This is a genomic window from Sulfuriflexus sp., from assembly GCF_032250955.1.
Classification (GTDB): domain Bacteria; phylum Pseudomonadota; class Gammaproteobacteria; order AKS1; family AKS1; genus Sulfuriflexus.
The window spans coordinates 1-26675 of the sequence record NZ_JAVVES010000036.1 but is presented as its reverse complement, the minus strand read 5'-3'; the positions used below and the strand labels follow the sequence as shown (position 1 = coordinate 26675).

The window sequence follows — 26675 nt, the reverse complement described above, 5'->3', positions numbered from 1 at the left end:
GACACTCCTTTGGGAGACGATTGTCTCTGATTAAAAGTGTCCGTTAAACTGGGGGAGGTTCAAACTGACCCCGGCTATTCAGCTGTTACCAGGGGCACTGTCACGTTGCCACTGGCGTAGTGTAGTTCCCATGTCATTGATGGCCAGCCTTGCTGTTCCCATCGGTGCAATGGCGTTGATAAATATCGATGTTGAGATTATGCGTGTTGCAATAGCGACATTGGTGCTGCTGAGTGTCTTTGTAATGGCGACAGGCTGGCGTTACAAAGGCGAAGATAAACAGGGTCATGTGGCCATGATCACCGGTTTCAGTAGTGGCTTGATTAGCGGGGCTACCAGTCTCGGCGGCTTGCCGGTGATCTTTTATTATCTGTCAGGAACATACACTTCCGGCGTTGCACGTGCCAGCATGATTGTTTTTCTCGTATTCAGCACGGTAATTGCATTAATAACTTTTCTTTTTCACGACATCGTGACAGCGAAGATTATCGGTTTCACCGCATGGTTACTGCCATTGTTCATCATTGCCACGTGGGCAGGGGGGAAGATGTTTGGCAAAGTCTCGGAAGCCATGTTTCGCACTGCGACCCTGACCCTGTTGGGCGGTGTAGGCGTATTGATGATGTTTGGCAAGACATAAAGACTGACGGGGAAAAATTCATGCATAGACAATTATTAGTGAATTATCAAAAAGCATTATTTTTATTGTGCATCAGCATAGTGCTCTTTGCATGTTCGGCAGCAGAAAAGCCCGCGATCAAGATTCTGAATGGTAAAACAATGGGCACCACTTATAGTGTCCAGGTAATTGATGACGGCACGAACCTGGATTACAAGGAACTGGGCGAAGGACTGGAAAGTAATCTACAAGCTATCAATAAGCTGATGTCCACCTGGGATCCGGGTTCGGAATTATCGAGATTTAATCAAGCACCGGTTGGTAAATGGTTCCGGCTTTCAGATGAAACCGCCGCGGTATTAAAACTGGCATTAGCTATCAGTCAGCAGACAGATGGTAAGTTTGATGTCACTCTGGGTCAGCTTGTCAATTTGTGGGGATTTGGTCCGGGTGTTCAGACTATGACCATTCCGAATGACGGCGATATCAAAAAAGCGATGCTGCGAACCGGTATGCAGCATATTTTCATCAGGCCTGATACTAATCATGTAAAAAAGGATAGGAATATCTATATAGACTTTTCTGCCATTGCCAAGGGCTATGCCGTGGACAGACTTGCCGATTACCTGAGCGGGCATGGCATAAAAAACTATCTGATAGAGATCGGCGGTGAACTCCGTGCCCAGGGTCATAAGCCTGGAGGCCGGAACTGGAAGATCGGCATAGAATCACCGCAGTTTACGGGCCGTGTTGTTCAGCATGCTGTGAAAGTGAACAGTGCCGCCATGGCGACATCAGGTGATTATCGTAACTACTTTGAAAAAAACGGTCATCGTTATTCACATATGCTTGATCCGGGCACGGGGCGGCCGATTACCCACCAATTAGCCTCAGTTACGGTTATTCATGAATCTACGGCAACGGCGGATGCACTCGCTACCGCCCTGATGGTCATGGGGCCTGAAAAGGCCCAACAATTTACTGAAGCACATGCAATAGCAGCATTTTTCATTATCAGACAGGGAGACGGTTTTGCAGAACAGTACTCATCTTCATTTGCTCGATTTATCGAGTAATGATAAATATACTTGCGTAAGGAATATGTTTTAAGAGCCCCCGCTAAAGGCTATAGTTTTTCCTGAACCAGGATATAGACACTTGATAAGAGGCTAAATATGGAATTACGTGAACTCATCAACCAGTCACACCAATTGCGTGAACAGCTCAAGCAATTACAGGCACAGGAAACCGACCTGCAAGATCAACTGCGAACACTGGAAACCGGGATTAAGGCACACCTCGACGAATCGGGGAAGGAATATGAAAATCTTACCGAAGACGAATTTCAGTTAATGATGGCAGACCTTGGCGACCCAAAAAAACTGAGCATAGAGGTTGTGTATGCTGATACTGAAGTGCAGATCATACAGGCTATCCAACTGGCCAGGGGCGCCACTATCGAAGACGGTATCATCATGTCAGGTATCCTCGAGCAATGTCCTGATGTCGATCTGGCCAGCAACAAGGTCGGTATTCACGGTTCGCTCAAGCCCTTGACCGAGGTTCTTAAAGACGGTGACCGGATTGAAATATACCGGCCGGTGTCAGCTGCAATCTAGTTGCTTCGATGTCCTTTTCAAGGGTATTTATACAGTCTTATTACAGCCATGAGTTGTATTGAAATTACAGCACTTCGTCGAATCTGATTGCTTGCTCTTAGTGCGTATCTGCAAGGGATTGCACCATAATGACCCATGTTTTTGTTATTTCAAATAACTTCTATCTGCTTTTTGCTTCTCCTGTTTAGCCTGTAAACCCACTGGGTACCACGATTTAAGCCACTTGAATATTGGTGTGGCACACATCCTGCAACTGTATGTGTGTAGTGCGTATGACACGTTATAACAAGTCATGCTTATTGAATAGCAACATGCGGTAAGCATTACTTAATTCAAGATTAGTGAACCGGGAGAAAACAATGAAACACAAGCTCATTATAGCGCTTGCGCTGGCCATCGGCAGCAGTGGTTTCGCAAGTGCAGAGACCATTCGCATTGCCGTGGGACACCAAAGTAAATGCACAGATACTTATTCAGCAGGGATTATTCTCAAGGAACTGGCTCTGATACAGAAATACCTTCCTACTGAAGGCAAGTACAAGGATGTGAAATATGAGTTTAACTGGAAGGACTATTCTTCTGGTTCGCCTATCACCAATCAGATGCTGGCTAATAAACTTGATTTTGGGGTAATGGGAGATTATCCGCTGATTGTTAACGGCGCCAAATTCCAGGAAACCAACAGCCTGGAAACCTTGTATATAGCGGGTACAGGCTATAACCAACGCGGCTCTGGCAATGCGGTTGTTGTACCTGTCGATTCTGATGTCCAGACCCTGGCAGACCTGAAGGGCAAATCAATTTCAGTACCTGTCGGCAGTGCCGCCTGGGGTATGACATTGAAGGCTATGCAGGACATCGGTATGTCAAAGGATGACTACACGCTCAAGAATCAAAGTCCACCAGTAGGCGCAGCCAATATCGCTCAAGGCAAGATTGATGCACATGGTGACTTTTGTCCCTGGTCAGAAATCATGGAATTTCGTGGCACCGGCCGCAAGATTTTCGATGGTAGTGAAGCTGGCGTGCCGTATCTGCACGGAGTCGTTGTGCGCAAGGACTATGCCGAGAAATATCCTGAAGTCGTAGTTGCTTTCATGAAGGCCGTGGTTGAGGCAGGGAACTGGGTGCATAAAGACCCGGTACAGGCCGCTACGCTGCTGGAAAAATGGACCGGCATAGAACGTGAGGTTCAGTATCTGTACTTTAGCAAGGGTGGCGCATTAACGCTCGATCCAACCATCAAGCCGGAGTGGATAGACGCACTGAAATTTGATCATACTGTTCTCGTCAAGGAAAAGAACATCCCACCACTGGATTTCGATCACTGGATTTACGATGGCTATATCCGCGAGGCATACAAACAGCTCGGTATTGATTATGACAAGGAATTGAATTTTACCTATATAGCCGAGGAAGAGAACATGAAACTTTCACCAGCGGAGATATGGCACACGGATAAAGGCATAATCAGTTATGCCAGCGTGGCTGCGATGCTTGCCGATTTTGAAAAGTTCAAAAAAGACGGGACTCTGCGCGCTTCATATGTCTACGATCATAGCACCGGGCTGAAGATCTTCGGCAAGATTGCCACCTATGTGAAAGCTGATGACGGTGAGATCACCTCGTTTATGAGAAAAGTCGATGCCGAGAAATTTACTGCATCTGCAGGTGGTGAAATCATGGCACTGGATACAGACAAGAGCAGCAAGCTGGCCCAGCTGGATTAATAACAGGAGAAATAAAATGACCGGCATGGTTGCCGGTCATTTTATCAACCTTAAGGTTTCATCAAGAAAGCTCAAGAACTGGAGAATTTCATGAACACCTGGTCAGTAACGACCCCTAAAGAAGAGGACACGATTTCGTCTTTAGATGTGCCTGAAAGTAATGCAACCGGGACTGCAGACAATATTCAGGATACCAAGACAACAGATGAAATAAATGCCAGGGAAACAGGCGGGCATTCATCAGGCAATAAAGAAAGTCGACTTTTCACCGGGGTGCGGGATTTGCCCTGGGATCGCTATTTTGTCCGTGGCTGCGCCATCGTCGGCGCCATTATCCTTTGGCAGATATTATCCGCATACCAGGTAAACTTTGTCATCAGTTTTCAGAATATTCCGACACCGGTCGTGGTTTGGGAGCATTTCGTGAAGCTGCTGGGGTCACAAGAATATTATAAACATATCACGGTCAGTCTTGAGAGGATCATTATCGCCTTCACCTCTGCCTCGTTGCTCGGTATGTTTTTGGGGATTTTCATGGGGCGCTCACAAATATTCTCTGACATTATGATGCCCTATATCGAGATCCTTCGACCGATACCTGCCGTAGCATGGATACCTCTATCTATTCTGGCCTTCCCGACAGAAGAATCGAGCATCATTTACATTACATTCCTTGGTGCATTCTTCCCCGTTATCCTGAATACGGTTCATGGCGTGGAACAAACACCAGAGTCGCTCATCAGGGCAGCCAAATCACTGGGTGCAAGTGGTCGCGCCATAATGTGGCACGTGGTGTTGCCAGGTGCTTTGCCGAGCATCATGGCCGGCCTTGCTATTGGCATGGGCGTTTCATGGTTTTCATTGCTGGCTGGTGAAATCATCAGTGGACAATATGGCATTGGCTATTTTACCTGGAACTCCTACACCCTGGTCGAATATCCCAACATCATCATTGGTATGTTAACAATTGGCGGATTGGGGACTTTATCCACCTGGCTGGTTAAACAGGCTTCAAAACCGGCACTTCGCTGGCAGGAGCATAAGGACTAATGGCCGGCTATCTCGAAATAACAGCCTATGCAGTCAGAAGGCACTGGCGAATCCTGCTGTTGGTCAGTATAGGTTTTGTTGTTCTCTATTATTCCGGTTTGTTACTGGTAACAATGGCCCGCTTTGGTGAGATTCCAAATTACGTTGTTTTTCATGATGTATTTGGCACCTATGGCCTTATTCTTGAAGGCACGCCATCCCTGCTGGATGCAATCCCCATCATGATAGACGAACCGTGGTTTGAAACGGGTTATAAAAATCCGCTTTATTACGGTATAGCCACCTGGAGCTTTATGTTAATCCCGCCAAAGATGCTACTGGTGTTATTAATGGGTAATTTGCTGGGCATCTTCACCGTTCTGACGTTGTATAAACAGAGCCAGTCCTGTGCAATGAAAAATGACAAATCACTCTATGCGGCAGCTGGCACAGGAACCCTCTTTATAAGCCTGACCAGTGCAACCCTTACCTGGGTTGTGTGTTGCGCGACTCCTTCCTGGGTCGTTGCCCTGGCTATGCTGGGCATGAGCGCCTCACTGGCACTATGGCTGGAACCACTTGGCAAGCTACTTACCATCGGTGGTCTGGCCATAATGGTATGGATTATCGTTGTTCAACTTCGCTCACTTGCGATGGCTACCGATATAAGCAGCTCACATCCTGAATGAACCCTCACGTTTATGAATAACAATTGCAGGTGCAAAACTCATGATTGACACAACTTTGCAAGAAAAAAACCCGAGTTCAATGCCAACAGATATTCTGCCACCGCTGGCGCCGACACATACCAACAAATATGAGGCCGACAAGGGTCATGTAGAAATCAAAAATGTCTCTGTTGAATTCGGAGGCGGCGTGGTCGCAGTTAACGATGCCACTCTGGATATCAAACCCGGCGAGTTTGTTTGCCTGTTAGGTCCATCCGGCTGCGGCAAGTCGACTTTGATGAATACAGTGGCTGGCTTTGTAAAACCAACATCGGGAACCGCTATGCTGGACGGTGTGAACATCACTAAACCCGGTCTGGATCGAGGCATGGTTTTTCAACAGCATTCCTTATTCCCCTGGAAAACGGTCTGCGATAATGTTGCATTTGGCCCATTGATGGCCAGAAAGGGCAGAACCGAGGCGCGAAGCACGGCCCGTACCTTTATAGAAATGGTCGGTCTTAGTGCTTATGAAAACCGTTACCCGAGTGTACTCTCCGGCGGCATGAAACAACGTGTTGGCATAGCTCGCGCCCTTGCCAACTACCCGAATGTATTGCTCATGGATGAGCCTTTCGGTGCGCTCGATGCCCAGACCCGTGCCATGATGCAGGAAAATCTGTTGCAGATTTGGGGAGAATTCGGCATTACCGTAATTTTCGTGACGCATGATATTGATGAAGCCGTCTTCCTTGGTGATCGTGTTGTTGTTATGAGCGCCAGTCCGGGCCATCTAATCGCCGATATCAAGATTGAATTACCCCGACCGCGTACGAGTGCCATGGTGACCAGCGAGGAATATATCAGGACCAAGAGAGAATGTATGGACCTGATCCGCACTGAGTCTATCCGTGCCTTTGAACAACAAGGCAGCAAGAAATAACGGGGCTCTTGTCCAGGCTCTTTATATTATGAAAAACATCGCGCAAGGACAGACAAGAACTTTCATTAATAGCTACAAGACGTGGGTATTACTGCTGACCTGCATCCTTCTTGCATCCTTTATATTTATGCTTGAGGTAGCCAGGGATCAGCAAATACCGGCGACATTGCACGGTGTCGCCATCAATCCGCCGCAGCCATTACAGGCCTTTGTGTTTACTGACCACAATCAGCAGGAAGTCAACCTTGGCCGACTTGAAAACCACTGGTCTTTCCTGTTTTTCGGTTTTACTAATTGCCCTGATATATGCCCGGCAACATTATCGCAGTTAAGACTCATTAGAAAAGACATTATGATGAATCCTGATTACGCCGATAATCTGCAATTCCTGTTTGTCAGTGTTGACCCGGTGAGGGACACGCAGGCACATCTCACCGAATACATGACCTATTTTGACCCCTCGTTTATCGGTATGACCGGCAGGGAAGAAGACATTACGGCCTTTGAAACACAGCTCGGGGCCTTTCACCGTTATGGTTCCAGGGATAAGCATGGTTACTACAGCGTGCAGCACAGCGCAGAAGTCTATCTTATTGATCCAGCCGGACAGTTAACCGCGAAATTTCATCCGCCCATGGATATCGCACTGGTTTCGGAACAGTTTTCCGAGTTTGTCCGCCTTTTCGCCGACAAGATCAGCTGATTCGCATGACATATAAAACTACGGCAATTGATAAATCGATACTACTGGCAGCAATGCTGGTCGCCACGGGGCTTGCCAGTGCGGGCACTATTGATACCCGGGACCAGGCGCCTTACGAGCAATGTGGATATTGCCATGAGTATGATGGCAATTCACGTATGCAGGACTTTCCCCGTCTCGCAGGGCAGCGCCCCGCCTATCTGATTAAACAGTTACAAGATTTTCGTTCCGGGCGCCGCCAGGGCGTTATGCAGGCCACCGCAGAACTCCTTTCTGAGCAGGAAATCAAAGTCGTCGCAGAATACTTCAGCCAACAGGTTCCCATCCCGCTACCGTACAGTCTGCAACCGGCTGCTGGCAGGCAGGTGGCACAGCACCTTTTCATGCGTGGTGACCCGGCGCGTGCTTTGCCTGCTTGTGTCAGCTGTCACCTGGTAGAAGGGGAGGCGGCTACTGCGACTCCCCGGTTGTCCGGGCAGCATCAGGGCTACCTGGCTGCACAGCTCAATGCATTCAAAAAAGGCACGCGTAGTAATGATCGAACGGCGCAAATGCAGGCCATCGCAAACCTGCTACAGTCGACGAGATCAATCATCTGGCTGCATTTTTGGCTAGACAAGAACTGCCCGGATTAGTACGCAACGCGGAGTCTTCGTCTTTATGAGAACGTCTGAAATAACCCATAAAAACAGTGCGATAGACATGAATCGTTTATCATTCTCAACGACCTGAAATTAGACTTGACCCATAGGAAATGATGCTTATAATAACATGTTATAACATGTACTGATGAGACCACTGATATGAGCACAAAAGAAGACAAGACCAAGACGATTCGGAACGAATCCGTACAACCCTTGTATGCACAGATCAAGGAGGCCCTGAAGCAACGCATCCTTGAGGGGGACTATGTCGCCCATGAGCGACTGCCGTCCGAAAGTGAATTGATGAAGGTCTATGGGGTGAGTCGAATCACGGTCCGCCAGGCCTTGAGAGACCTGCATACGGATGGCCTGGTATTCAGTGTTCAGGGCAAGGGCACATTTGTGTCGAGACCCAAAGCCGTGCAGGACATACAGCGCCTGCAGGGTTTTGGCGAGGCGATGACACCGCAGGGTTATGAAACATCGACACGGGTAATCGAGGTTCAGGAAACACGCGCAGCCCCGGAAGTAGCTGAAGCACTCAACATAAGCCGTGGTAATAAAGTGGTCGAATTAAAGCGAATCCGTTATCTGAACCGCGAACCTATTTCAATAGATAACAGTTTCTTTCCCCTTGAGATAGGCGAAAAACTCCTGGGCCGCGATATGACGCAGGATATTTTTCCTTTACTTGAAAATGAATTCGGTATCGGTCTCGGTCATGCCGACCTGAAAATCGAAGCGGTGTCAGCAAGTGAAGACGTTTCCAAACATCTCAATATCGATAGCGGTGCATCAATATTGAGAATTCAGCGTTTGGTATTTTCTAAAGATGGTGACCCAATTGATTTTGAATATTTGTCATATCGAGGTGACGCATTTCAATATCAGTTGCGTGTCGATCGGCAATAACTTTATTTAGCAACAAATCGGGAATAATACTATGAATGATAGAACCGCAGCAGAAGAAATATTAGAAGTCGATATTCTGGTTATTGGCGGAGGTACAGCAGGCCCAATGGCGGCAGTACGTGCCAAGGAGCAGAATCCAGAATTAAGTGTGGCTGTACTGGAAAAGGCAAACGTAAAACGCAGTGGTTGTATCAGCATGGGTATGGATGGACTGAATAATGCCGTGATTCCGGGCCATGCCACCCCCGAACAATATGTAAAAGAAATTACTGTCGCCAATGACGGAATCGTTAATCAAAAGACGGTGATGGCTTATGCGCAACGAAGCTTTGACATGATCAATAAGCTGGACGATTGGGGCGTTAAATTCGAAAAAGATGAGACTGGCGATTATAACGTCAAGAAAGTTCATCATATAGGAACTTATGTGCTTCCCATGCCTGAAGGGCATCACATGAAAAAGGTCCTGTACAGACAGTTACGCAAGAAGCGTGTCCAGGTAATTAACAGGTTCATGGCGACAAAATTATTCAAGGGCAAGGATGGCAGGATCGCAGGTGCCTTCTTGTTGAATCCGCGCACGGCTGAAACCGCCGTCATCAAGGCCAAGACCGTGATTCTCTGCACCGGTGCCGCAGGCAGACTTGGTTTGCCGACATCAGGATATTTGTTCGGCACTTACGAGAACCCAACAAACGCGGGCGATGGTTACAGTATGGCCTACCATGTTGGCGCAGAACTGAGCGGTCTTGAATGCTACCAGATCAACCCGCTCATCAAGGACTATAACGGTCCGGCCTGTGCATATGTAACAGGGCCGATGGGTGGTTACACTGCCAACGCGCGGGGCAACCGGTTTATTGAATGTGACTACTGGAGCGGACAGATGATGCTGGAGTTCTTCAGGGAACTGGAAGGCGGCAATGGCCCGGTTTTCCTGAAGGTTGACCACCTGGCTGAGGAAACGATCGAGGAGATAGAAGAGATCCTGCACTCCAATGAGCGCCCGAGCCGTGGTCGTTTCCACGAACGTCGGGGCACCAACTATCGTGAAAAAATGGTTGAGATGCACATATCGGAAATCGGCTTCTGCAGTGGTCACAGTGCCTCGGGTATCTGGACGGATGAAAACGCCAGAACGACAGTGCCCGGACTGTATGCAGCAGGTGACTGTGGTTCAGTACCTCACAATTACATGCTGGGGGCATTTGTTTATGGTGCGATCGCCGGTGAGGATGCCGCTGAATACTGTGCAGAGCATGAGCATGCCGAGATTGATGAAACCGAAATCGCTGCCGAGAAGGCGCGCGTACTGGCGCCACTGAATATTAAGGAAGGCATTCCGCCTGCACAGATGGAGTACAAGATCCGGCGCCTGGTTAACGACTACCTGCAGCCACCCAAGATCACTAAAAAGATGGAAATCGGCATGGAGCGTTTTGCTGAGATCCGTGCAGATTTGGTCAGTCTTAAGGCAAGTGACCCGCATGAGCTAATGCGCGCTATGGAGGTACAGTTCATCCTGGATTGCGCCGAGATGGCAGCTGTTTCATCCATGTTCCGGACCGAGAGTCGATGGGGGCTTTATCACTACCGTGTTGACTATCCGGATACTGACAACAACAAGTGGCATTGTCACGTGCAGACTATCAAAGGTGCAGACGGCTTGCCGACATGTACGACGAGAGAAATCGAACCGTATATCGTCCAGTTGGATGCAGAAGAAAAAGATGCTTATAACAAGCTGAGAATCAATAAATCCACGGCCGAAGCGTAAGGAGTGCCAACATGCCATTAGCCAATAATTTAACACGCGTACCTGTGACCATCGATGCAGATGCCTGTATCGCAGATAAAGGCTGTACCGTTTGTGTAGATGTCTGTCCCCTGGATGTCCTCGTGATTGCCGATGACAAGAGCACCGCCTACATGAAATATGACGAGTGCTGGTATTGCCTGCCATGCGAGACCGACTGCCCGAAAGATGCGGTCAGGGTAGAAATTCCCTATTTGCTAAGATAGAAACGGAGATATTTTATGAGTTTAATGTTTGATGAAGCCCCCGATCTTTCCGATCTTCTTGAGCGACTCAGCGATGATGATGCAGAAGTTCGTGCTGTCGCGGTTATGGATCTGCGTGAAATCGATGATGAAGATGCCATACCGCTGGCTGTCAAGGCTGTTTTTGATAGCGATGCGGGCGTGCGGGTAGAAGCTGCCCGGGTCATGGATGAGTTTACCGGCGCAGCTGTTGCTGAAGCGCTGGTGGTTGCTCTGGCTGACAGTGATAAAGCAGTTCGCGAGGCGGCAGCAGAAGTGCTTGCAGAGAACAGAAATGATGATGGTGGCGGTGTTTTTCTGGAAGCCGTAAAAAGCGACGATGCCTTCGTCAAGGCATCCAGTCTCAGGGCGCTGCGCCCATTGCGAAAACCCGAGGCCAAGGCTGTTGCACTCGACAACCTTGAACATCCAGATGCCGCTGTCCGACGCGAGGCGGTTGGTGTGCTCGCTTATCTGAAGACAGATGATGTCCTGCTCGCGCTCATGAATGCCGCCTGTCATGACGCCGATGAACAGGTCCGACGGGTAGCCATGGGTTCACTCATCTTTAGCAAGACAGAAAAAGCTGCCGCAACGTTAATTACCGGCTTACGTGATGAAAACTGGCAGGTTCGCGAGGAAGCGGCCTTTGTGATCGGCAAGATTGGACAGGCCTCGGCCCTGGATGCGCTTATAGATGCCATGAACGATGAATATTGGCAGGTCAGGGTCAAAACAGCGGCAAGTCTCGGCAAGCTGAAGGACCCGGCCGCTGTCGATGTGCTTGGTCAGGCCCTGTCTTACAACATCAGTAATCTTCGCAAGGAAGCCGCCTCCGCTCTCGGGCAAATCGGCTCAGAAAATGCACTGCCGTTCCTGAAGGCGGCAACTGATGATGTTGACCCGGATGTGCGTAAGGTTGTGCAGTGGGCAATTGAGCAAATTAATACTAACCAGTAGTGGAGTAGAGTCATGGCATATGTTGTTGGTGACGCATGCGTCAAATGTAAATTTACCGACTGTGTAGATGTTTGCCCGGTCGATGATTGTTTCCGTGAGGGACCGAATTTTCTGGTCATTGACCCGGTAACCTGTATCGACTGTTCGCTGTGTGTCCCGGAATGTCCGGCCGAGGCAATTTTCCTGCTTGCCGATGTGCCGGCGGAGCAAAGCGAATATATCGCCTTGAATGCAGAACTGGCCAAGGTCTGGCCGGGCATCAATGAGGCCAAGGAGCCCTTGTCTGATGCTGATGACTGGGTTGACGTAACCGGCAAGCTCCAATACCTGGAGCGATGAAATTGCACGTTGTGCTGGCTTAAACAGGAGGCGGACTTGGCCGAGTACCTGACACTGCTTTTTACCACCATATTCGTAAACAACATGGTCCTGTCGCGATTTCTCGGCCTTTGTCCATTTATGGGGGTGTCGAAGAAGCTAAGTACTGCCGTCGGTATGGGCATGGCCACCGCCTTTGTATTGACGCTGGCATCGATGTCCAGCTACCTGGCAGATAAATATCTCCTGCAGCCTTTCGACCTCGGCTATCTGAAGACAGTGACCTTTATCCTGTTGATAGCCGCCATTGTACAGGCTACCGAGATGATTATGCATAAAACGGGGCCGCTTCTATATAGCGTCCTTGGCATCTATCTACCGCTGATCACAACGAACTGCGCTGTTCTGGGCATCGCGCTGCTCAATGTTCAGGAGAACAACGATTTCATCAGATCACTCCTGTACGGCTTTGGCGGCGCGGTCGGCTTTACCCTCGTAATGGTACTGTTTGCCTCCATCCGTGAGCGGCTGGAAATATCTGATGTGCCCGACTCATTCAAGGGTGCGCCCATTGGTCTGATCACGGCGGGCTTTATGTCAGTGGCGTTTATGGGTTTTGCGGGGATGGGGTAGGGAGGAAATCATGGCTATCGTGATACTTACAATTCTGGCCCTGGGCTTTGGCATCATCCTTGGCTTTATCGCCATTCGCTTCCACGTTGAGGGAGATCCGGTCGTCGACCGAATTGACGGCATTCTGCCGCAAACCCAGTGTGGCCAATGTGGTTATCCCGGCTGCCGGCCCTATGCTGAAGCGATTGCCGCCAATACGGCAGATATCAACCAGTGTCCGCCAGGAGGCGAAGCCGGTGTTCAGGCGCTGGCCGATTTGTTGGGACGTGACCCGTTACCACTCAACCCCGAAAACGGCACGGGCGACGAGGGGCTACCTATGGTCGCGCTTATAAATGAAGAGACCTGTATAGGCTGCACCAAATGTGTTCAGGTTTGCCCGGTCGATGCCATTGTCGGAGCGGCCAAACACAAGCATAACGTATTGGATACTTACTGCACGGGTTGTGAGCTCTGTCTGCCGCCACTTTGCCCGGTAGACAACTGTATCGTTATGCGCGCCGTGGAACCAAATATTCATTCCTGGAAGTGGCCGAAGCCGGCCTCGCTTGATGAAGAGCGTGCAGCATGAAGAAATTATGGCGTTTCAGGGGTGGCATTAAATTACCCGGTTTCAAGGCACTGTCGAATAACACCGGCATACGGCAACTGGCATTACCCGCACATGTCACCATACCCTTAAGGCAGCATATCGGGGAGACAGCAGAAGCGGTTATCAACGTTGGCGACTATGTCCACAAAGGACAGTTGATAGCAGCGTCCAATACCTTTATCAGTGCCCCGGTGCATGCCTCAACATCCGGGACGGTGATCAGTATTGATAAGCATCCCGTGCCGCACAAATCCGGCATAGCCGAGACCTGCGTAGTCATAGAAGTCGATGGTGAGGATAAATGGCACCCGGATATTGAACCCTGTGTACATCCCAATACACTTTCCGCGAGTGAACTGCGCAGCCGCATCAGGGAAGCGGGTATCGTCGGCCTCGGCGGGGCAGTGTTTCCTTCTGCTGCGAAACTCAAGCCGACCCGGCCGATTGATACCCTGGTCATTAACGGTGCTGAATGCGAACCCTATATTACCTGTGATGATGTCCTGATGCGCACTCGTCCAGAAGAGATCATTCGCGGCATACTGTTGTTGAGAAAGCTTGTGAATCCTGCTGAATGTATTATTGCAGTCGAGGACAACAAACCCGAGGCAATCGAGGCATTAAACAAGGCTGTTGAGAGATTAAAGGCAGCAGGGCTGGACAGCACCAACACCATCCAGGTAGTGGCGATCCCGACCATCTTCCCTGCAGGCGGGGAGAAGCAATTAATCAAGGTACTAACCGGTGAGGAAGTCCCCCAGCACGGACTGCCTTACGAGGTCGGAATAGTGTGCCTGAATGTAGGCACAACTGCAGCAGTATACGATGCCATCTATGCCGGCAAGCCGCTGGTATCGCGCCTGGTGACAATTACCGGTCCGCAGGTCAAGCAACCGGGCAACTACAATGTCATGATCGGCACAGCTGTCGAGCATCTATTGGCAGCTGCCGGTATCAATCAGGCTGACCGCAATAACATCATCATGGGCGGCCCCATGATGGGGCATGAGCTACCGCATACAGGAGTCCCCGTGGTCAAGGCCACCAACTGTATCCTCGTGGAAGAGGCTATAGAACACATGGATGCACCGACTATGCCATGTATTCGCTGTGGCGCATGTGCTAATGCCTGTCCAATAGGCCTGCTGCCTCAGCAACTGTACTGGCATTCGCGTGGCAAGGACTTTGACAAGCTGGAACACTTCAATCTCACTGACTGCATTGAGTGCGGCTGCTGTGCGGTGGTCTGTCCATCAAAGATTCCTCTGGTTCATTACTTTCGTTACGCAAAGACAGAAAAGGTCGAACAGGAATTGAAGCTGAAACTGGCAGATCAGGCGCGCCTGCGTACGCAGGCGAGGGAAGCCCGGTTAGAACGCCTAAAGCAGGAACAGGAAGAACGCAAGGCACAACGCCGCGCCGCGCGCCAAAAGAAAAAGCCACCTGTAGCATCAACCGTGGATGAAGCAGGGCACGATGCAAAGGCTTCTGCCTGAGATGATGAATTATGCAATCACTTGAAACCAGACCTGTACTCAGTTCACCTTTTATCCCGTCGGTAAATTCGGTCGGTCAGGTGATGCGTAAAGTCATTTATGCACTGGTTCCCGGCATAATGATCTATGTGCTGATGTTCGGTTGGGGAATCATTGTCAACATTCTGCTCGCGACGGTCAGTGCTATCGTATTTGAATTTGTCATGTTGATTTTGCGGCGACGCCCGATCCGCCAATACCTTTTTGACGGCAGTGCTGTGGTGACCGCAATACTATTGTCATTGGCTTTGCCGCCGATGCTGCCCTGGTGGGTACCGGTCACGGGAAGTTTTTTTGCCATTGTCGCCGCCAAGCACCTTTATGGTGGCCTTGGCTATAACGCCTTCAACCCTGCTATGGCGGCGTATGCCGTGTTATTGGTGTCGTTTCCACGTGAACTCAGTCTCTGGAGTGTGCCACTGGAAATGTTGCAACAGCCACTTGGCTTTATTGAGTCTGTCACCTATTCATTCTTCAACAAGCTTCCCGGGGCGATGACATTTGATGCCATCACTATGGCGACACCACTCGACCATCTGCGTACAGAAACCGGTTTGGGCAAAACCGTTGAAGAGATCCGTCGTGCACCCATGTTTGGGCTTGTCGCAGGTCTTGGTACAGAATGGGTGAATGTCGGCTTTCTGCTTGGGGGGCTGTGGTTAATCTATAAAAAAGTGATTAGCTGGCATATTCCTTTCGCAATGCTCGCTTCGATTGCTGTTATCTCAGGCATCTGCTTTGTGCTTGATGCCGACTCGTATGCAAGCCCGGTACTGCATTTACTAGGCGGCGCCAGCATCCTCGGTGCATTTTTCATTGCCACCGACCCCGTAACAGCCTCGACAACGCCATTGGGTCGCTTTATCTATGGCTGTGGTATCGGCCTTCTCACCTTTGCTATACGCGCCTGGGGAGGTTATCCGGACGGTGTGGCCTTCGCGGTCCTGCTCATAGGGCTGGCTGTACCGCTACTCGATCATTACACAGCCCCCCGTGTTTATGGGGCGAGGACGCGTCATGGTCAGCCGTAACAAATACAGGAACATCCTCGTGACAGGGGGGTTATTAGCCATTTCCGCGCTACTGGGGACAGGATTGATGGTACTGGTGAATCGGCATTCCGTTCCTTATATTGAACATAATGAACGCCAGGTGATTTTACGCAGCCTGAATGCAGTGATCCCGGTTGAAACCTACGATAACGATATTCTAAATGACAGCATTCAAGTCACTGACAAGGAATTGCTGGGTAGCAGTGCGCCAAGCACCGTCTATCGGGCCAGAGCGGCAGGCAGGCCTGTGGCCGCGGCATTAACCATCATTGCACCGAATGGCTATAGCGGGCCTATCGTCCTGCTCGTGGGGATCGATTATACAGGACAAATAACCGGTGTCCGCGTAGTCAGGCACCGTGAAACCCCCGGGCTTGGTGATAGTATAGAAATTCAACGCAGCAGCTGGATCGAGAGTTTCGACGGGAAATCATCCACTAATCCCAGTGCGGCAGGGTGGAAAGTGAAGCGCGATGGCGGTGAATTTGACCAGTTTACCGGCGCGACCATTACTCCGCGCGCCGTTGTCAGTGCCGTACACAAGTCCCTGAACTATTTCCAAAAACATCGTGAATTTATATTTTCCATCCCGGAACCGGCCGAGATAAACGACAAGCCGGTGAAGATGCCAGCCAATAACAGGACATGATAATGAGTGATGCACCTTACCGGGATATAGTAAAACAAGGCTTGTGGAACAATAACCAGGCACTGGTTGCACTCCTGGGCTTGTGCCCGTTGCTGGCAGTCTCGTCAACGGCCATCAATGGTCTCGGCCTCGGTGTTGCGACCATGGCCACGCTGACGATCACTAACTTGCTGGTCGCATCTATACGTCGCTGGCTTCGTAGTGAGATACGTATCCCCATGTTCGTCATCATTATTGCCTGTGTTGTGACGGCTATCGAATTATTGATGAGCGCACACTTGCACGATCTTTACCTGGTGCTGGGAATCTTTGTGCCATTGATTGTTACTAACTGTGCCATCATTGGTCGTGCCGAGGCATTTGCCTCTAAAAACAATGTCATTCTCTCGACGCTGGACGGCATCGTCATGGGACTGGGTTTTACATTGGTGTTGCTTATACTGGGAATCGTCCGTGAGATCATCGGTTATGGCACAATTTTCCGCAATGCTGAATTGATGCTGGGTGAATGGGCAGCGCAGTTAACCATCGTTGTCTTGCCCGGTTACGAGGGACTCTTGCTGGCCATCCTTCCACCTGGCGCATTTATGGGACTCGCGTTGTTAATCGCCATGAAGAATAAAATAGATACATGGCAGAGCCAGCGGATAAAGAACCGGGAAAGCGTATCAGTGGACCTGCAGGCTAGCCGGATTTAGCCGGTTTCGGCTGTTCTCCTCCGTTCCCGTATCTGTTCAGCACAGGCCACTGTGGTGGGCAATGACGTATTGCTTACCCCTCTTCATATTACCTTTACGTATAAGCGCTACAATATTTCAGTAAATTGATAGGGACATTGAATAATACGCGGTCCAATCTATTCCCTGATTTTGCAATAATTACAATGAATTAGACCAATACCGGGCTTCCAGAAACCCTCTTCAGACTCATTAGCCATTATAAATGGATGCCGGGCACCCAGCTGTTAGGCAAATTGTTGATGCAGTTGGGCGATTTTTTTGGAGAGCTGATAAACAATGACTACCCATAATATTTTACCCACAACAGATCAGCAATCCAGCAGGGATAATCTCAACGAGATAACTAAAAACTTGAAAGGTCACTCGCGAGGCGGCTTCAAAAAAGCCGTTAAAGAAATCGATAGTTGTGAAAACGACCTGGGTCATATGTAAGCCCTTGATAGACTGGTGAAATTAAGTATACTTCATGAGGTATGAAGAGTTTTATGTGTAGCCGGGTTAACGCGAGAATAATACGAATTTGCTTACACTATGAACATCGTTAACAGACGCCTACACGGGATTATCCTGCTGTTGCAGTTCATCGTGCCCGTCGTGATTGCTGGCAGTGTACTGATAGACGAAAAGATACTCAGCTATGTTGAAAAAGAGTATGGGCCGGTTGCACGTAAGCGCCTTGTCTCATGGGATGATCTAATACAACAAAATAGAGATAAATCCACCCAGGTAAAACTCAAGCAGGTTAATGATTTTTTTAATCAGGTTCGATTCATATCAGATGATTTGCATTGGAAGCAAAAAGATTACTGGGCAACCCCGATTGAATTTCTCTCAACCAATGGTGGTGATTGCGAAGACTTTACGTTGGCAAAATATTTCACGTTACGTGAATTAGGAATATCTGATAAAAAATTACGTATGACTTACGTTAAGGCCATTAAGCTCAACCAGGCTCATATGGTGCTCAGTTATTTTGAAACCCCGGGATCTGAACCACTCATTCTTGACAACCTTGTAGCTGACATTCGGAAAGCTTCCATGCGCCGTGATTTAGTCCCGGTATACAGTTTTAATGGTAATGGACTCTGGCTGGCAAAAGAACGCGAAAGGGGTGTACGTGTAGGTGATTCATCAAGAGTTAGCCGTTGGGGGGACGTTATTCAGCGTATGAAAGAGATTAACAGGAAGGCATCAAAATAAATATGATGAACCATGACATAAATGGGAACTTTGGATTATGACTCTCTATAGACAAATTGTAATAGTCATTATATTGCTAAGCATGCTTATGTTTGCGGGAACAGTTGTGGTCAATGTGCATAACGCGCGTGATTACCTTGCCGCGCAGCTTGAATCGCATGCACAGGATACCGCCACATCACTGGGATTATCTCTTTCTCCACAAATGGCGAATAATGATACTTCTACAATGATTTCGATGGTCGATGCAATATTTGATAGAGGTTATTACGAAGAGGTTACATTACGCCGCATTGATGGTGAGTCAATCTGGAGCAGGCACATGGATGTCAAAGTGGATAGTGTTCCAGCATGGCTAATCAGGTGGGTCAAACTAGATGCGCCGGAGGCAAAAGCTATCATTATGTCTGGCTGGAATCAGGCTGGCGAGGTTTATGTTAAGAGCCATCCCGGCTTTGCCTACCAGACACTCTGGCAAACCATTACTAATATGCTCTGGTGGTTCTCTGCCTTGACCGCAGCTTTGATTATTCTTGCTGGCATGGCTGTGCGTGTATTGCTGAATCCGCTGGTTCGCCTGGAAGCACAGGCGATTGCCGTGAGTGAACGTCGCTTTGATGAGATCGATGAAATACCACGCACGCGTGAGTTGCGTCATGTGATACGTGCAATGAACTTCATGACGGGTAAAGTTAAACAGATGTTTGAAGAACAGTCTGACTCAGCTGAACGCATGCGCTATCTCGCCTTCCAGGATGGACTGACAGGTCTGCAAAACCGCCGTTATTTTGATGCCGCACTCAATAGTTCTCTGAATGATAGAGATGAAGACCATGAAGGTGCTTTATTGCTCATGAATATCCATGATCTTCAGGGGATTAATCAGCGTCTTGGATTTGATGCGGCTGATGAAATACTGAAAATGGCAGCACTGATTCTTGAAGAATGTACCGGCACTATGGACGGCACAGTCGTCGCGAGGCTTGCTGGTGGTGATTTTGCCATGATGCTAGAGAACATCAGCCAGGTAGAGACTAGCCAGTTGGCTAATGTGCTATGTCTGGAAATGATGAGGTTACATACAACGGGTATGTTAGATACAGATAAGGTATGTCATGTTGGGTTTGCGATGTATCATTCTGGAATGACATACAGTGAAATTCTTTCGCGTTCTGATAATGCATTGCAATTAGCTCGTACACAAGGAGTGAACAGTTGGGCTGTTTATGCGGCACCCGAGGAAACTGAATCAAGCCTGCCAGGACGTCGCGAATGGCAGGACATTGTGCGCGAAGCTATTGAATCTGAGAATATTGTCTTGCACGCACAGCCGGTCGTCAGTGCTGATAACAGGGATTCTTTATTGCATCGGGAAATACTGTTGCGACTACCGGGGCCAAATGAAGTGCTATGGACTGCAGGTATGTTTCTCCCTGTTGTTACGCAAATGGGTTTGGCACGAGAACTTGATAAAGTTGTCATTAAAAAAGTTCTCGCAGAAATGGTTAAATCATCAGTGGATACTCAACTAGCCATTAATATCTCAGAAGGATCATTGCATCATCTTGATTTCATCGCCTGGTTGAATGCAGCACTAGATAATGCAGGGCGACCAAAACAATCGATTGTATTTGAAATTTCAGAGACAGTTGTTGCTCGTGAGCTAAAACGCGTTCAGCCTTTAGCCGATGTTGTACGTCAACATGGCTATGGTTTCGCTGTCGATCACTTTGGTCGTGGTATGACAACATTTGGTTATTTACAATCCTTACGACCTGATTACGTAAAAATTGAAGGGATTTATATGACTGATATTGCGACTAACAAGGACGATCAGTTCTTCGTTGATTCTCTATGTAAGGTTGCTCACAGTCTTGACATTACAGTCATCGCTGAATCTGTCGAAACCGAAGAACAAATGATGGTCCTCAAGGAGTTGGGGATAGATGGGATGCAGGGCTTTGGTATTGGGCGGCCAGAGGCTTTATAGGGATTTAATGACAGGGTATTCAGTCATAGAATGTCATTGTCATCAATCATAAGGCTACCGGTTACATTCAGGTTTTGACGGACATTACGTCGCCGTATCAGTTTTTTCTGTGCAGCGATGGGAAGCTCAGTAAACAGGAGCAGGTTTTTATCCACCAATAGCTCGATAAGGTCTTCCAGTACCCGGACTAATTCAAAATCCGAACTGGTCAAAAACTGAATGCTATGCTGGTCTGCGGGGTTGCCGTTCAAAAACCCCATCACATCGATGTCACTGGAGGGCAGATATTCAGCATCTTTGGAGGGTGGCTCGGCAAATAACGCGATTATCTGATGATTTTGGTCCCGCTTTATATAAGGCATGGAAATGACCCTGATTTTGTAAATATGCTATTTAGCTTACCGATAATTGTCCGATAACATCAAGTATTGTATCTCTTTGCTTTAATGTACAATAACTTATAGCAAAGAACTATAATGCCACTTAAAAGTGGTACGATAACCTACTTTATGTGTGGCCGGTCCTGGTTAATGAATAATACAGCTGAAAATATGCAAAGTACGGCAAATCAGACCGATATCCTGCTCGATTGCCTGATTCTGCTAACAGAACTCGAACATCGTCCGTTTACGGCTGATGCCTTGCGAGCAGGTTTGCCCCTGGTGGATAACCGCCTGACACCCGAGCTGTTCATCCGGGCCGCGAGGCGTGCAGGTTTCGCCTCACGGATAAATGACCGGCAGATCACAGATATCCCCGCTCAAGTTCTGCCATCCGTCTTGTTATTGAAAAATAATGACGCCTGTGTCTTAACGGCCCTGGATAAGGCTGCCGGGCAGGCTGAAATACACGTACCGGGCGAAGAGGGCGTTCGTTCCATCAGCATTGCGGAACTGGAGCTTATGTACACGGGTCACGCCATTTTTGTACAGCGTGAGCACCGATTTGATGATCGTACCCCCGAAGTCATCAATGTCAGATCCAGGCACTGGTTCTGGGGGGCTATATCCGATGCCTGGCCAATCTATCGTGATGTCCTGCTCGCCTCATTCCTTATTAATCTGTTTGCCCTTGTCTCGCCACTATTCATTATGAATGTCTACGACCGCGTGGTGCCAAACAACGCGATTGAAACATTGTGGGTCTTGGCCATCGGTGTGGCAATCGTCTTACTCTTTGATTTCATTATAAAATCATTGCGCGGCTATTTTATCGACATTGCGGGTAAAAAAGTTGATGTTACCTTATCCGCCTTGATCTTCGAAAAAGTGATGGGCCTGAAGATGCTCGCACGACCCACATCGGTCGGTGCATTTGCCAATAATTTACGTGCCTTTGAGGGCATTCGTGATTTCATCACCTCGGCAACGATATCAACGCTGGTGGACTTGCCCTTTGTTATCCTGTTCCTGATTGTGATCGCATGGATTGGCGGTCCGCTGGTCTTTGTGCCGATTGCAGCAATACCAATTATTGTTCTGTACTCTATGTTTATACAAAATTCCTTGCGTGAAGCCGTTGATCATACTTTTCGCGGTGCATCGCAAAAGAATGCCATGTTAATAGAAAGCCTGGCGGCAACAGAGACCATCAAGTCACTCGGTGCTGAAGGCGTCATGCAGCAGAAATGGGAAAGTGCAGTAGGATACATCTCGACATGGAGTCTTCGTGCGCGCCTGTTATCTTCATCAACAGTCAATGTCGCGACGCTGGTTCAGCAATTATCGATGATCGCTGTTGTCGTTTATGGTGTGTATCTAATTGGTGCTCGTGAGTTGAGCATAGGCGGTTTGATTGCCACAGTTATTCTTACTGGGCGGGCACTGGCACCAACTGGCCAGCTCGCCAACCTTGCGGCCCAATATCATCAGTCCAAGGCGGCATTGAGTTCACTTAACGACGTGATGGCATTACCCGTTGAAAGACCGGCAGAGAAGACCTTTGTTAACCGGCCGAAACTTGAAGGTGCAATAACCTTTCATGACGTCAATTTTACGTACCCGAATCGCGATGACAAGTCACTGAGTGAGGTTTCGTTTTCACTAAAGAAGGGCGAGCATATTGCCCTGATCGGTCGCATTGGCTCCGGCAAGACCACCATTGAAAAACTGATCATGGGGTTTTATGAGCCGCAGAATGGGGCGATCAGAATTGACGGGATTGATATACGTCAGATAGACCCGATCGACCTGCGCCGTAGCATCGGCTACATCCCGCAGGATATTACACTGTTCTATGGCAGTGTCCGTGACAACATTGTTTATGGCATTCCCAATGCAGATGATGCCGCCGTGATACGTGCCGCGCATATCGCCGGCGTCACAGATTTTGTTAATGCTCATCCTCTGGGATTTGATATGCCGGTCGGTGAACGAGGTGAGGGGCTGTCAGGTGGACAGCGTCAGGCCATCGCCATTGCCCGGGCCTTGCTACTTGACCCACCTATTTTGCTAATGGATGAACCAACTAATGCCATGGACAACAGCACGGAAGAACAATTCAAGAAAAGGCTTGGCGAGATTGTCGGCGACAAGACCCTGATCCTTGTTACACACCGAGCCTCACTGCTTGATTTTGTAAAGAAACTGATTGTTCTGGATAACGGTAAAATAGTAGCTAACGGACCCAAAGATGATGTGCTGGAAGCGCTACGACAGGGGCGTTTGCGCTCCTCGCAGCAAGGATGATTAAATTGAAGACCTTTATTTCCGGGCTATGGAATAAACTCAGGCGTAGTGAAGATGAGGCTGTGTTTGATGCCGATGATGTGAATTACATGTCATCGACACATGCTGTGATGGTGCAAACCACACCTTCAGGAGCGCGTGTCATCATCTGGGCTGTGCTGCTTTTTATTATTATCGCCATCATCTGGGCAAGCCTTGCGACACTGGACGAAATCACACGTGGCAGCGGCAAAGTTATTCCTTCAAGTCAGGTGCAGGTTATTCAGAATCTGGAAGGGGGCATTGTTTCTGAACTTGAGGTTCAGGAAGGGCAGATTGTTAATAAGGGCGATGTATTATTGCGTATTGATAATACTCGCTTCATGTCTTCACTGCGTGAAAATACCCAGCACTACCTTTCCCTCAAGGCAAAGAACGCACGCCTTAAAGCAGAGACCGAAGGCCTGCCCTTTGAAATCCCTGCAGATGTACTGGCCGAATATCCTGAGCTCGTTGAGCAGGAGAGGGTCTTGTATGAATCTCGTCAGAAGGAACTTGATACCAGTCGTGAAATCCTTAAGCAACAAATCGCACAGCGGCGTCAGGACATTGCATCTTTTACAGCCAGGTTAGAACAGAATAAGCGCAGTTATGCTTTACTGGATAAAGAATTGACCATGACGCGACCACTGGTTGCAGAGGGTGTTATGTCAGAAGTCGAGATGTTACGCCTCGAACGGCAGGCCAATGACCTGAAAGGTGAAATCAGTGGTTTAGAGATTTCAATGTTACGCGAACAGTCCAAGCTCGAAGAAGCTTTAAAGAAACTCGAAGAAGCCGAAATTAATTTTAAAAATCTTGCGCACGTTGAACTCAACGAAACCAGTGCCGAATTGCGTCGTCTGGCCGAGACCAACATGGCACTGGAAGACCGCGTCAAACGTACAACAGTAACGTCACCGGTACGCGGTACGGTCAAGCGATTGCTGGTCAATACGATAGGCGGCGTGGTGCAACCCGGCAGTGACCTGGTTGAGATCGTGCCGTTGGAAGATAACCTTTTGATCGAGGCCAAGATCAGACCGTCCGATATAGCCTTCCTGAGCCCTGGCCTCAAGGCCATCGTCAAGGTCACGGCCTATGATTTCTCCATTTATGGCGGATTGGAGGCGAGCGTTGAACGAATCAGTGCTGACACCATTACCGATGATGACGGCGAAAGCTTCTATATCGTGCGCGTCCGAACCAATCAAAGTTACATCGATACCCCTCACGCGCCTTTACCGATTATCCCCGGGATGTTGACCGAGGTAAATATCCTTACCGGCAAAAAGACCGTATTGGCGTACTTACTTAAGCCGATCTTGCGGGCACGGGAACGTGCCATGCGCGAACGTTAAAGAACACAAATCATGATTATTCTGTGTAGTACTGATGAAAAAGTTCTGGCGCGCTGGCAACAGGGGCTGGACGTGTCCGAGAAGTATATAGTTTGCACCGATCAGGTTGACTTGAATGCCTCTATAAATCGTCATCAGGATTCATTGGTTCTTCTCCAGCTTAATTTCCCAGACCTGATTAATGCAGATGATGTTGCTAAATTAGTTCTTGCTCAACCCTCAATTAGGGTCATAGTCTGTGCAGATGTACCTGATGATGAACAGGGTCTTGCGCTACTAAAAGCAGGCGTTTATGGGTATTGCAATACCTGGGTGGCGTCCGCTCAACTGGGCAGAATTATTGAGCAGGTTAAAGCAGGCGAAGTGTGGGTAGGACGTAACCTTATCCTTAGGTTGATTAACGATCTTTCTGCTGCGACGCAGGCGGAATCACCAATGGGGCATGAATGCCTGAAGGCTCTTACTCAGCGAGAGTATGAAGTCGCTAAATTGATTGGTGAGGGTAATAGTAATAAACGTATAGCTAATGAACTGGATATTACCGAAAGAACGGTAAAAGCCCACCTGAGCACAATTTTTCGTAAAACCGACTGTAAAGACAGAATTCAGCTCGCCCTGTTAGTTAATCAGACGACCTCTACGCCTATCTCAAAACTAGGCGCATAAGACCTATATTGTACCTTGGTACAATAGTTATCCTCTCCGTTTTCCCCTATAAATACATTAACTTGGTGCAATTACGCGCCATCAAGAAATAAAGCCCAATTAAAACAAGGTGTTATAGAAATGTCGTCCTTAAAAGTTCTCGTTATTGATCGAAATGAAGACTTTTACAGCCTGTGTTCGGACATTTTGGCATCAGAAACAACGATAAATGTTTATTATTCTAGTGAATTAACTGCCTTGGAAACATTGTGTTCCATCCCTACCGACGTCGTCGTAATGGGGCAGGGGGTTAATCAGGACCATAAATTATATTTACTACAGCTCATTAACCTGAGATGGACTACATGCAAAGTCTTGATGGTGGTTGATAATCAGTCTGAAACAGAGGCTTTGAGTCACCTTGAAGCAAGCGCCGTTGGTTTTTTGCATCGTAAAGATACTGAACAGTTTCTTACCAAAGCTTTAATAAAGATTAATGAAGGCGAGGCATGGGTGCCCAGGAAAATGGTTCCCAGTCTTGTTGAACGTTTTAAGATCGTCGCGGCATAGGTCGTTTGTAGCAGCATCATGTATTAATGGTCGGGCGTGGGGCTCGGCGAATATTAAAAAGTAATATTTATATTTATCTAAAAGGTCATTCATGACTTATTTAGATTAATTGGGGTGTTTCATGGCAACAATCGAAGGCAAGTTAGTAATCGGGTACGTTCTGCAGGTAAATGGTAGTGCTACTGCAAAGAATGCAGATGGTAGTTCCAGACTATTACAGGTAGGTGATCCAATATTTGCGAATGACATCATCGCAACCAGCGATGCCAGTGCGATTCTTGTTGAGTTCACCGATGGAAGTCGACTAGACCTTGGCCGTAACGCTACTGCCATGTTAAATGAAGATGTCTATAACCCCAATTTAGATGTCGATCCAACTGAAACTGCTGCCTCAGTCGAAGCCATTCAACAAGCCATCCTAGCCGGTGAAGACCCCACCTTAGTCGCCGAAGCCACCGCTGCCGGTGCAGGGACACCGGAAGGTGATGAGTCAGTTGTCCTTCCTGTCGTAGAACGCTCCAACCTTGAAGGGCGTCCTGAAAGCGGTTTTGAGACCACAGGTCTTGAGTTTTCGTTTCCTGATGGAAATGAAGAATTATTATTTATCGATTCTGATGATGCAGGAATTGACAACACCGTCATTGTCAGTCTCATTGGTCCTTCGGCTGTCGTTGAAGGCGAGACCACCAGCAACTACACGGTCAGTATCGACCAGCTGGCGGCTAATGTCACAACCCCCATCACGGTCAACCTCACCTATAGCGGTGTGGCACTCGATGGTACCGACTTTACAGGTGTCGCCAGCGTTGTTATCGCGG

Annotated in this window: 28 protein-coding genes; 27 read left to right on the top strand and 1 reads right to left on the bottom strand. The window is 48.5% G+C overall.

Annotation, left to right across the window (positions count from 1 at the left end; genetic code table 11):
• The first annotated feature begins 64 nt into the window (after positions 1-64).
• The 22 genes from RQ738_RS08105 to RQ738_RS08000 all read left to right on the top strand — a co-directional run bounded on the left by RQ738_RS08105 (position 65) and on the right by RQ738_RS08000 (position 20576).
• Complete coding sequence (locus RQ738_RS08105; RefSeq protein ID WP_314164028.1) at positions 65-640, top strand: sulfite exporter TauE/SafE family protein; 576 nt, start codon at positions 65-67, stop codon at positions 638-640.
• Between the two features lie 20 nt (positions 641-660).
• The gene (locus RQ738_RS08100; RefSeq protein WP_314164024.1) at positions 661-1695 is read left to right on the top strand and encodes an FAD:protein FMN transferase; all 1035 of its coding nucleotides are present in this window, start codon (positions 661-663) and stop codon (positions 1693-1695) included.
• A 99-nt stretch (positions 1696-1794) separates the two neighbouring features.
• Positions 1795-2238 (top strand): RnfH family protein, encoded by a 444-nt coding sequence (locus RQ738_RS08095; protein ID WP_314164017.1) that lies wholly within the window; start codon positions 1795-1797, stop codon positions 2236-2238.
• A 359-nt stretch (positions 2239-2597) separates the two neighbouring features.
• A complete protein-coding gene (locus tag RQ738_RS08090; protein WP_314164013.1) occupies positions 2598-3968 on the top strand; it encodes an ABC transporter substrate-binding protein in 1371 nt (456 codons plus the stop codon).
• A 90-nt stretch (positions 3969-4058) separates the two neighbouring features.
• Positions 4059-5018 carry an ABC transporter permease gene (locus tag RQ738_RS08085; RefSeq protein WP_314164008.1) on the top strand — a complete coding sequence of 320 codons (960 nt, stop codon included), beginning with the start codon at positions 4059-4061 and terminating at the stop codon, positions 5016-5018.
• Positions 5018-5686, top strand: a complete 669-nt coding sequence (locus tag RQ738_RS08080; protein WP_314164003.1) for a hypothetical protein — start codon at positions 5018-5020, stop codon at positions 5684-5686. Before RQ738_RS08085 ends, RQ738_RS08080 begins: the two co-directional genes overlap by 1 nt.
• Before the next feature lie 40 nt (positions 5687-5726).
• Positions 5727-6608: an ABC transporter ATP-binding protein gene (locus RQ738_RS08075; RefSeq protein ID WP_314164000.1), complete on the top strand. Its 882-nt coding sequence runs from the start codon at positions 5727-5729 to the stop codon at positions 6606-6608.
• Positions 6609-6636: 28 nt separating this feature from the next.
• Positions 6637-7311: an SCO family protein gene (locus RQ738_RS08070; protein ID WP_314163999.1), complete on the top strand. Its 675-nt coding sequence runs from the start codon at positions 6637-6639 to the stop codon at positions 7309-7311.
• 5 nt (positions 7312-7316) lie between these two features.
• Complete coding sequence (locus RQ738_RS08065) at positions 7317-7946, top strand: c-type cytochrome (protein WP_314163995.1); 630 nt, start codon at positions 7317-7319, stop codon at positions 7944-7946.
• A gap of 168 nt (positions 7947-8114) precedes the next feature.
• On the top strand, positions 8115-8867 hold the full coding sequence (locus RQ738_RS08060; protein WP_314163990.1) for a GntR family transcriptional regulator: 753 nt from the start codon (positions 8115-8117) through the stop codon (positions 8865-8867).
• A gap of 31 nt (positions 8868-8898) precedes the next feature.
• Positions 8899-10644, top strand: coding sequence for a fumarate reductase/succinate dehydrogenase flavoprotein subunit (locus RQ738_RS08055; protein ID WP_314163984.1), 1746 nt, complete (start codon positions 8899-8901; stop codon positions 10642-10644).
• An 11-nt stretch (positions 10645-10655) separates the two neighbouring features.
• Complete coding sequence (locus tag RQ738_RS08050) at positions 10656-10889, top strand: ferredoxin family protein (protein WP_314163980.1); 234 nt, start codon at positions 10656-10658, stop codon at positions 10887-10889.
• Positions 10890-10904: 15 nt separating this feature from the next.
• Complete coding sequence (locus RQ738_RS08045; protein WP_314163979.1) at positions 10905-11867, top strand: HEAT repeat domain-containing protein; 963 nt, start codon at positions 10905-10907, stop codon at positions 11865-11867.
• A gap of 12 nt (positions 11868-11879) precedes the next feature.
• The gene (gene fdxA / locus RQ738_RS08040) at positions 11880-12206 is read left to right on the top strand and encodes a ferredoxin FdxA (protein WP_314163977.1); all 327 of its coding nucleotides are present in this window, start codon (positions 11880-11882) and stop codon (positions 12204-12206) included.
• Positions 12207-12242: 36 nt separating this feature from the next.
• Positions 12243-12818 (top strand): electron transport complex subunit RsxA, encoded by a 576-nt coding sequence (gene rsxA / locus RQ738_RS08035; protein WP_314163975.1) that lies wholly within the window; start codon positions 12243-12245, stop codon positions 12816-12818.
• Positions 12819-12828: 10 nt separating this feature from the next.
• The gene (gene rsxB, locus RQ738_RS08030; RefSeq protein ID WP_314163974.1) at positions 12829-13389 is read left to right on the top strand and encodes an electron transport complex subunit RsxB; all 561 of its coding nucleotides are present in this window, start codon (positions 12829-12831) and stop codon (positions 13387-13389) included.
• Positions 13386-14906, top strand: coding sequence for an electron transport complex subunit RsxC (rsxC, locus tag RQ738_RS08025; RefSeq protein ID WP_314163972.1), 1521 nt, complete (start codon positions 13386-13388; stop codon positions 14904-14906). Before rsxB ends, rsxC begins: the two co-directional genes overlap by 4 nt.
• Positions 14907-14917: 11 nt before the next feature.
• Positions 14918-15976, top strand: coding sequence for an electron transport complex subunit RsxD (gene rsxD, locus RQ738_RS08020; protein ID WP_314163971.1), 1059 nt, complete (start codon positions 14918-14920; stop codon positions 15974-15976).
• Positions 15963-16646 carry an electron transport complex subunit RsxG gene (gene rsxG, locus RQ738_RS08015; RefSeq protein ID WP_314163970.1) on the top strand — a complete coding sequence of 228 codons (684 nt, stop codon included), beginning with the start codon at positions 15963-15965 and terminating at the stop codon, positions 16644-16646. Before rsxD ends, rsxG begins: the two co-directional genes overlap by 14 nt.
• Positions 16647-16648: 2 nt before the next feature.
• Positions 16649-17344 carry an electron transport complex subunit E gene (locus tag RQ738_RS08010; RefSeq protein ID WP_314163969.1) on the top strand — a complete coding sequence of 232 codons (696 nt, stop codon included), beginning with the start codon at positions 16649-16651 and terminating at the stop codon, positions 17342-17344.
• 573 nt (positions 17345-17917) lie between these two features.
• On the top strand, positions 17918-18586 hold the full coding sequence (locus RQ738_RS08005) for a transglutaminase-like cysteine peptidase (RefSeq protein ID WP_314163968.1): 669 nt from the start codon (positions 17918-17920) through the stop codon (positions 18584-18586).
• Between the two features lie 37 nt (positions 18587-18623).
• Positions 18624-20576, top strand: coding sequence for an EAL domain-containing protein (locus RQ738_RS08000; protein ID WP_314163966.1), 1953 nt, complete (start codon positions 18624-18626; stop codon positions 20574-20576).
• 23 nt (positions 20577-20599) lie between these two features.
• Here RQ738_RS08000 and RQ738_RS07995 read toward each other — a convergent pair whose 3' ends face one another.
• Entirely contained in the window at positions 20600-20938 is a 339-nt protein-coding gene (locus RQ738_RS07995; protein WP_314163965.1) for a tryptophan synthase subunit beta like protein, read from the bottom strand.
• A gap of 168 nt (positions 20939-21106) precedes the next feature.
• Here RQ738_RS07995 and RQ738_RS07990 point away from each other — a divergent pair, with 168 nt between their 5' ends.
• From RQ738_RS07990 to RQ738_RS07970, 5 genes are all read left to right on the top strand, one after another.
• Complete coding sequence (locus RQ738_RS07990; protein WP_314163963.1) at positions 21107-23263, top strand: type I secretion system permease/ATPase; 2157 nt, start codon at positions 21107-21109, stop codon at positions 23261-23263.
• A gap of 62 nt (positions 23264-23325) precedes the next feature.
• On the top strand, positions 23326-24642 hold the full coding sequence (locus RQ738_RS07985) for an HlyD family type I secretion periplasmic adaptor subunit (RefSeq protein WP_314163961.1): 1317 nt from the start codon (positions 23326-23328) through the stop codon (positions 24640-24642).
• 12 nt (positions 24643-24654) lie between these two features.
• Positions 24655-25308, top strand: a complete 654-nt coding sequence (locus RQ738_RS07980) for a response regulator transcription factor (protein ID WP_314163959.1) — start codon at positions 24655-24657, stop codon at positions 25306-25308.
• Positions 25309-25428: 120 nt separating this feature from the next.
• Positions 25429-25857 (top strand): response regulator, encoded by a 429-nt coding sequence (locus tag RQ738_RS07975; protein WP_314163955.1) that lies wholly within the window; start codon positions 25429-25431, stop codon positions 25855-25857.
• A 121-nt stretch (positions 25858-25978) separates the two neighbouring features.
• Positions 25979-26675 (top strand): retention module-containing protein (locus RQ738_RS07970; protein WP_314163950.1); only part of this gene is annotated, 697 nt, incomplete at its 3' end.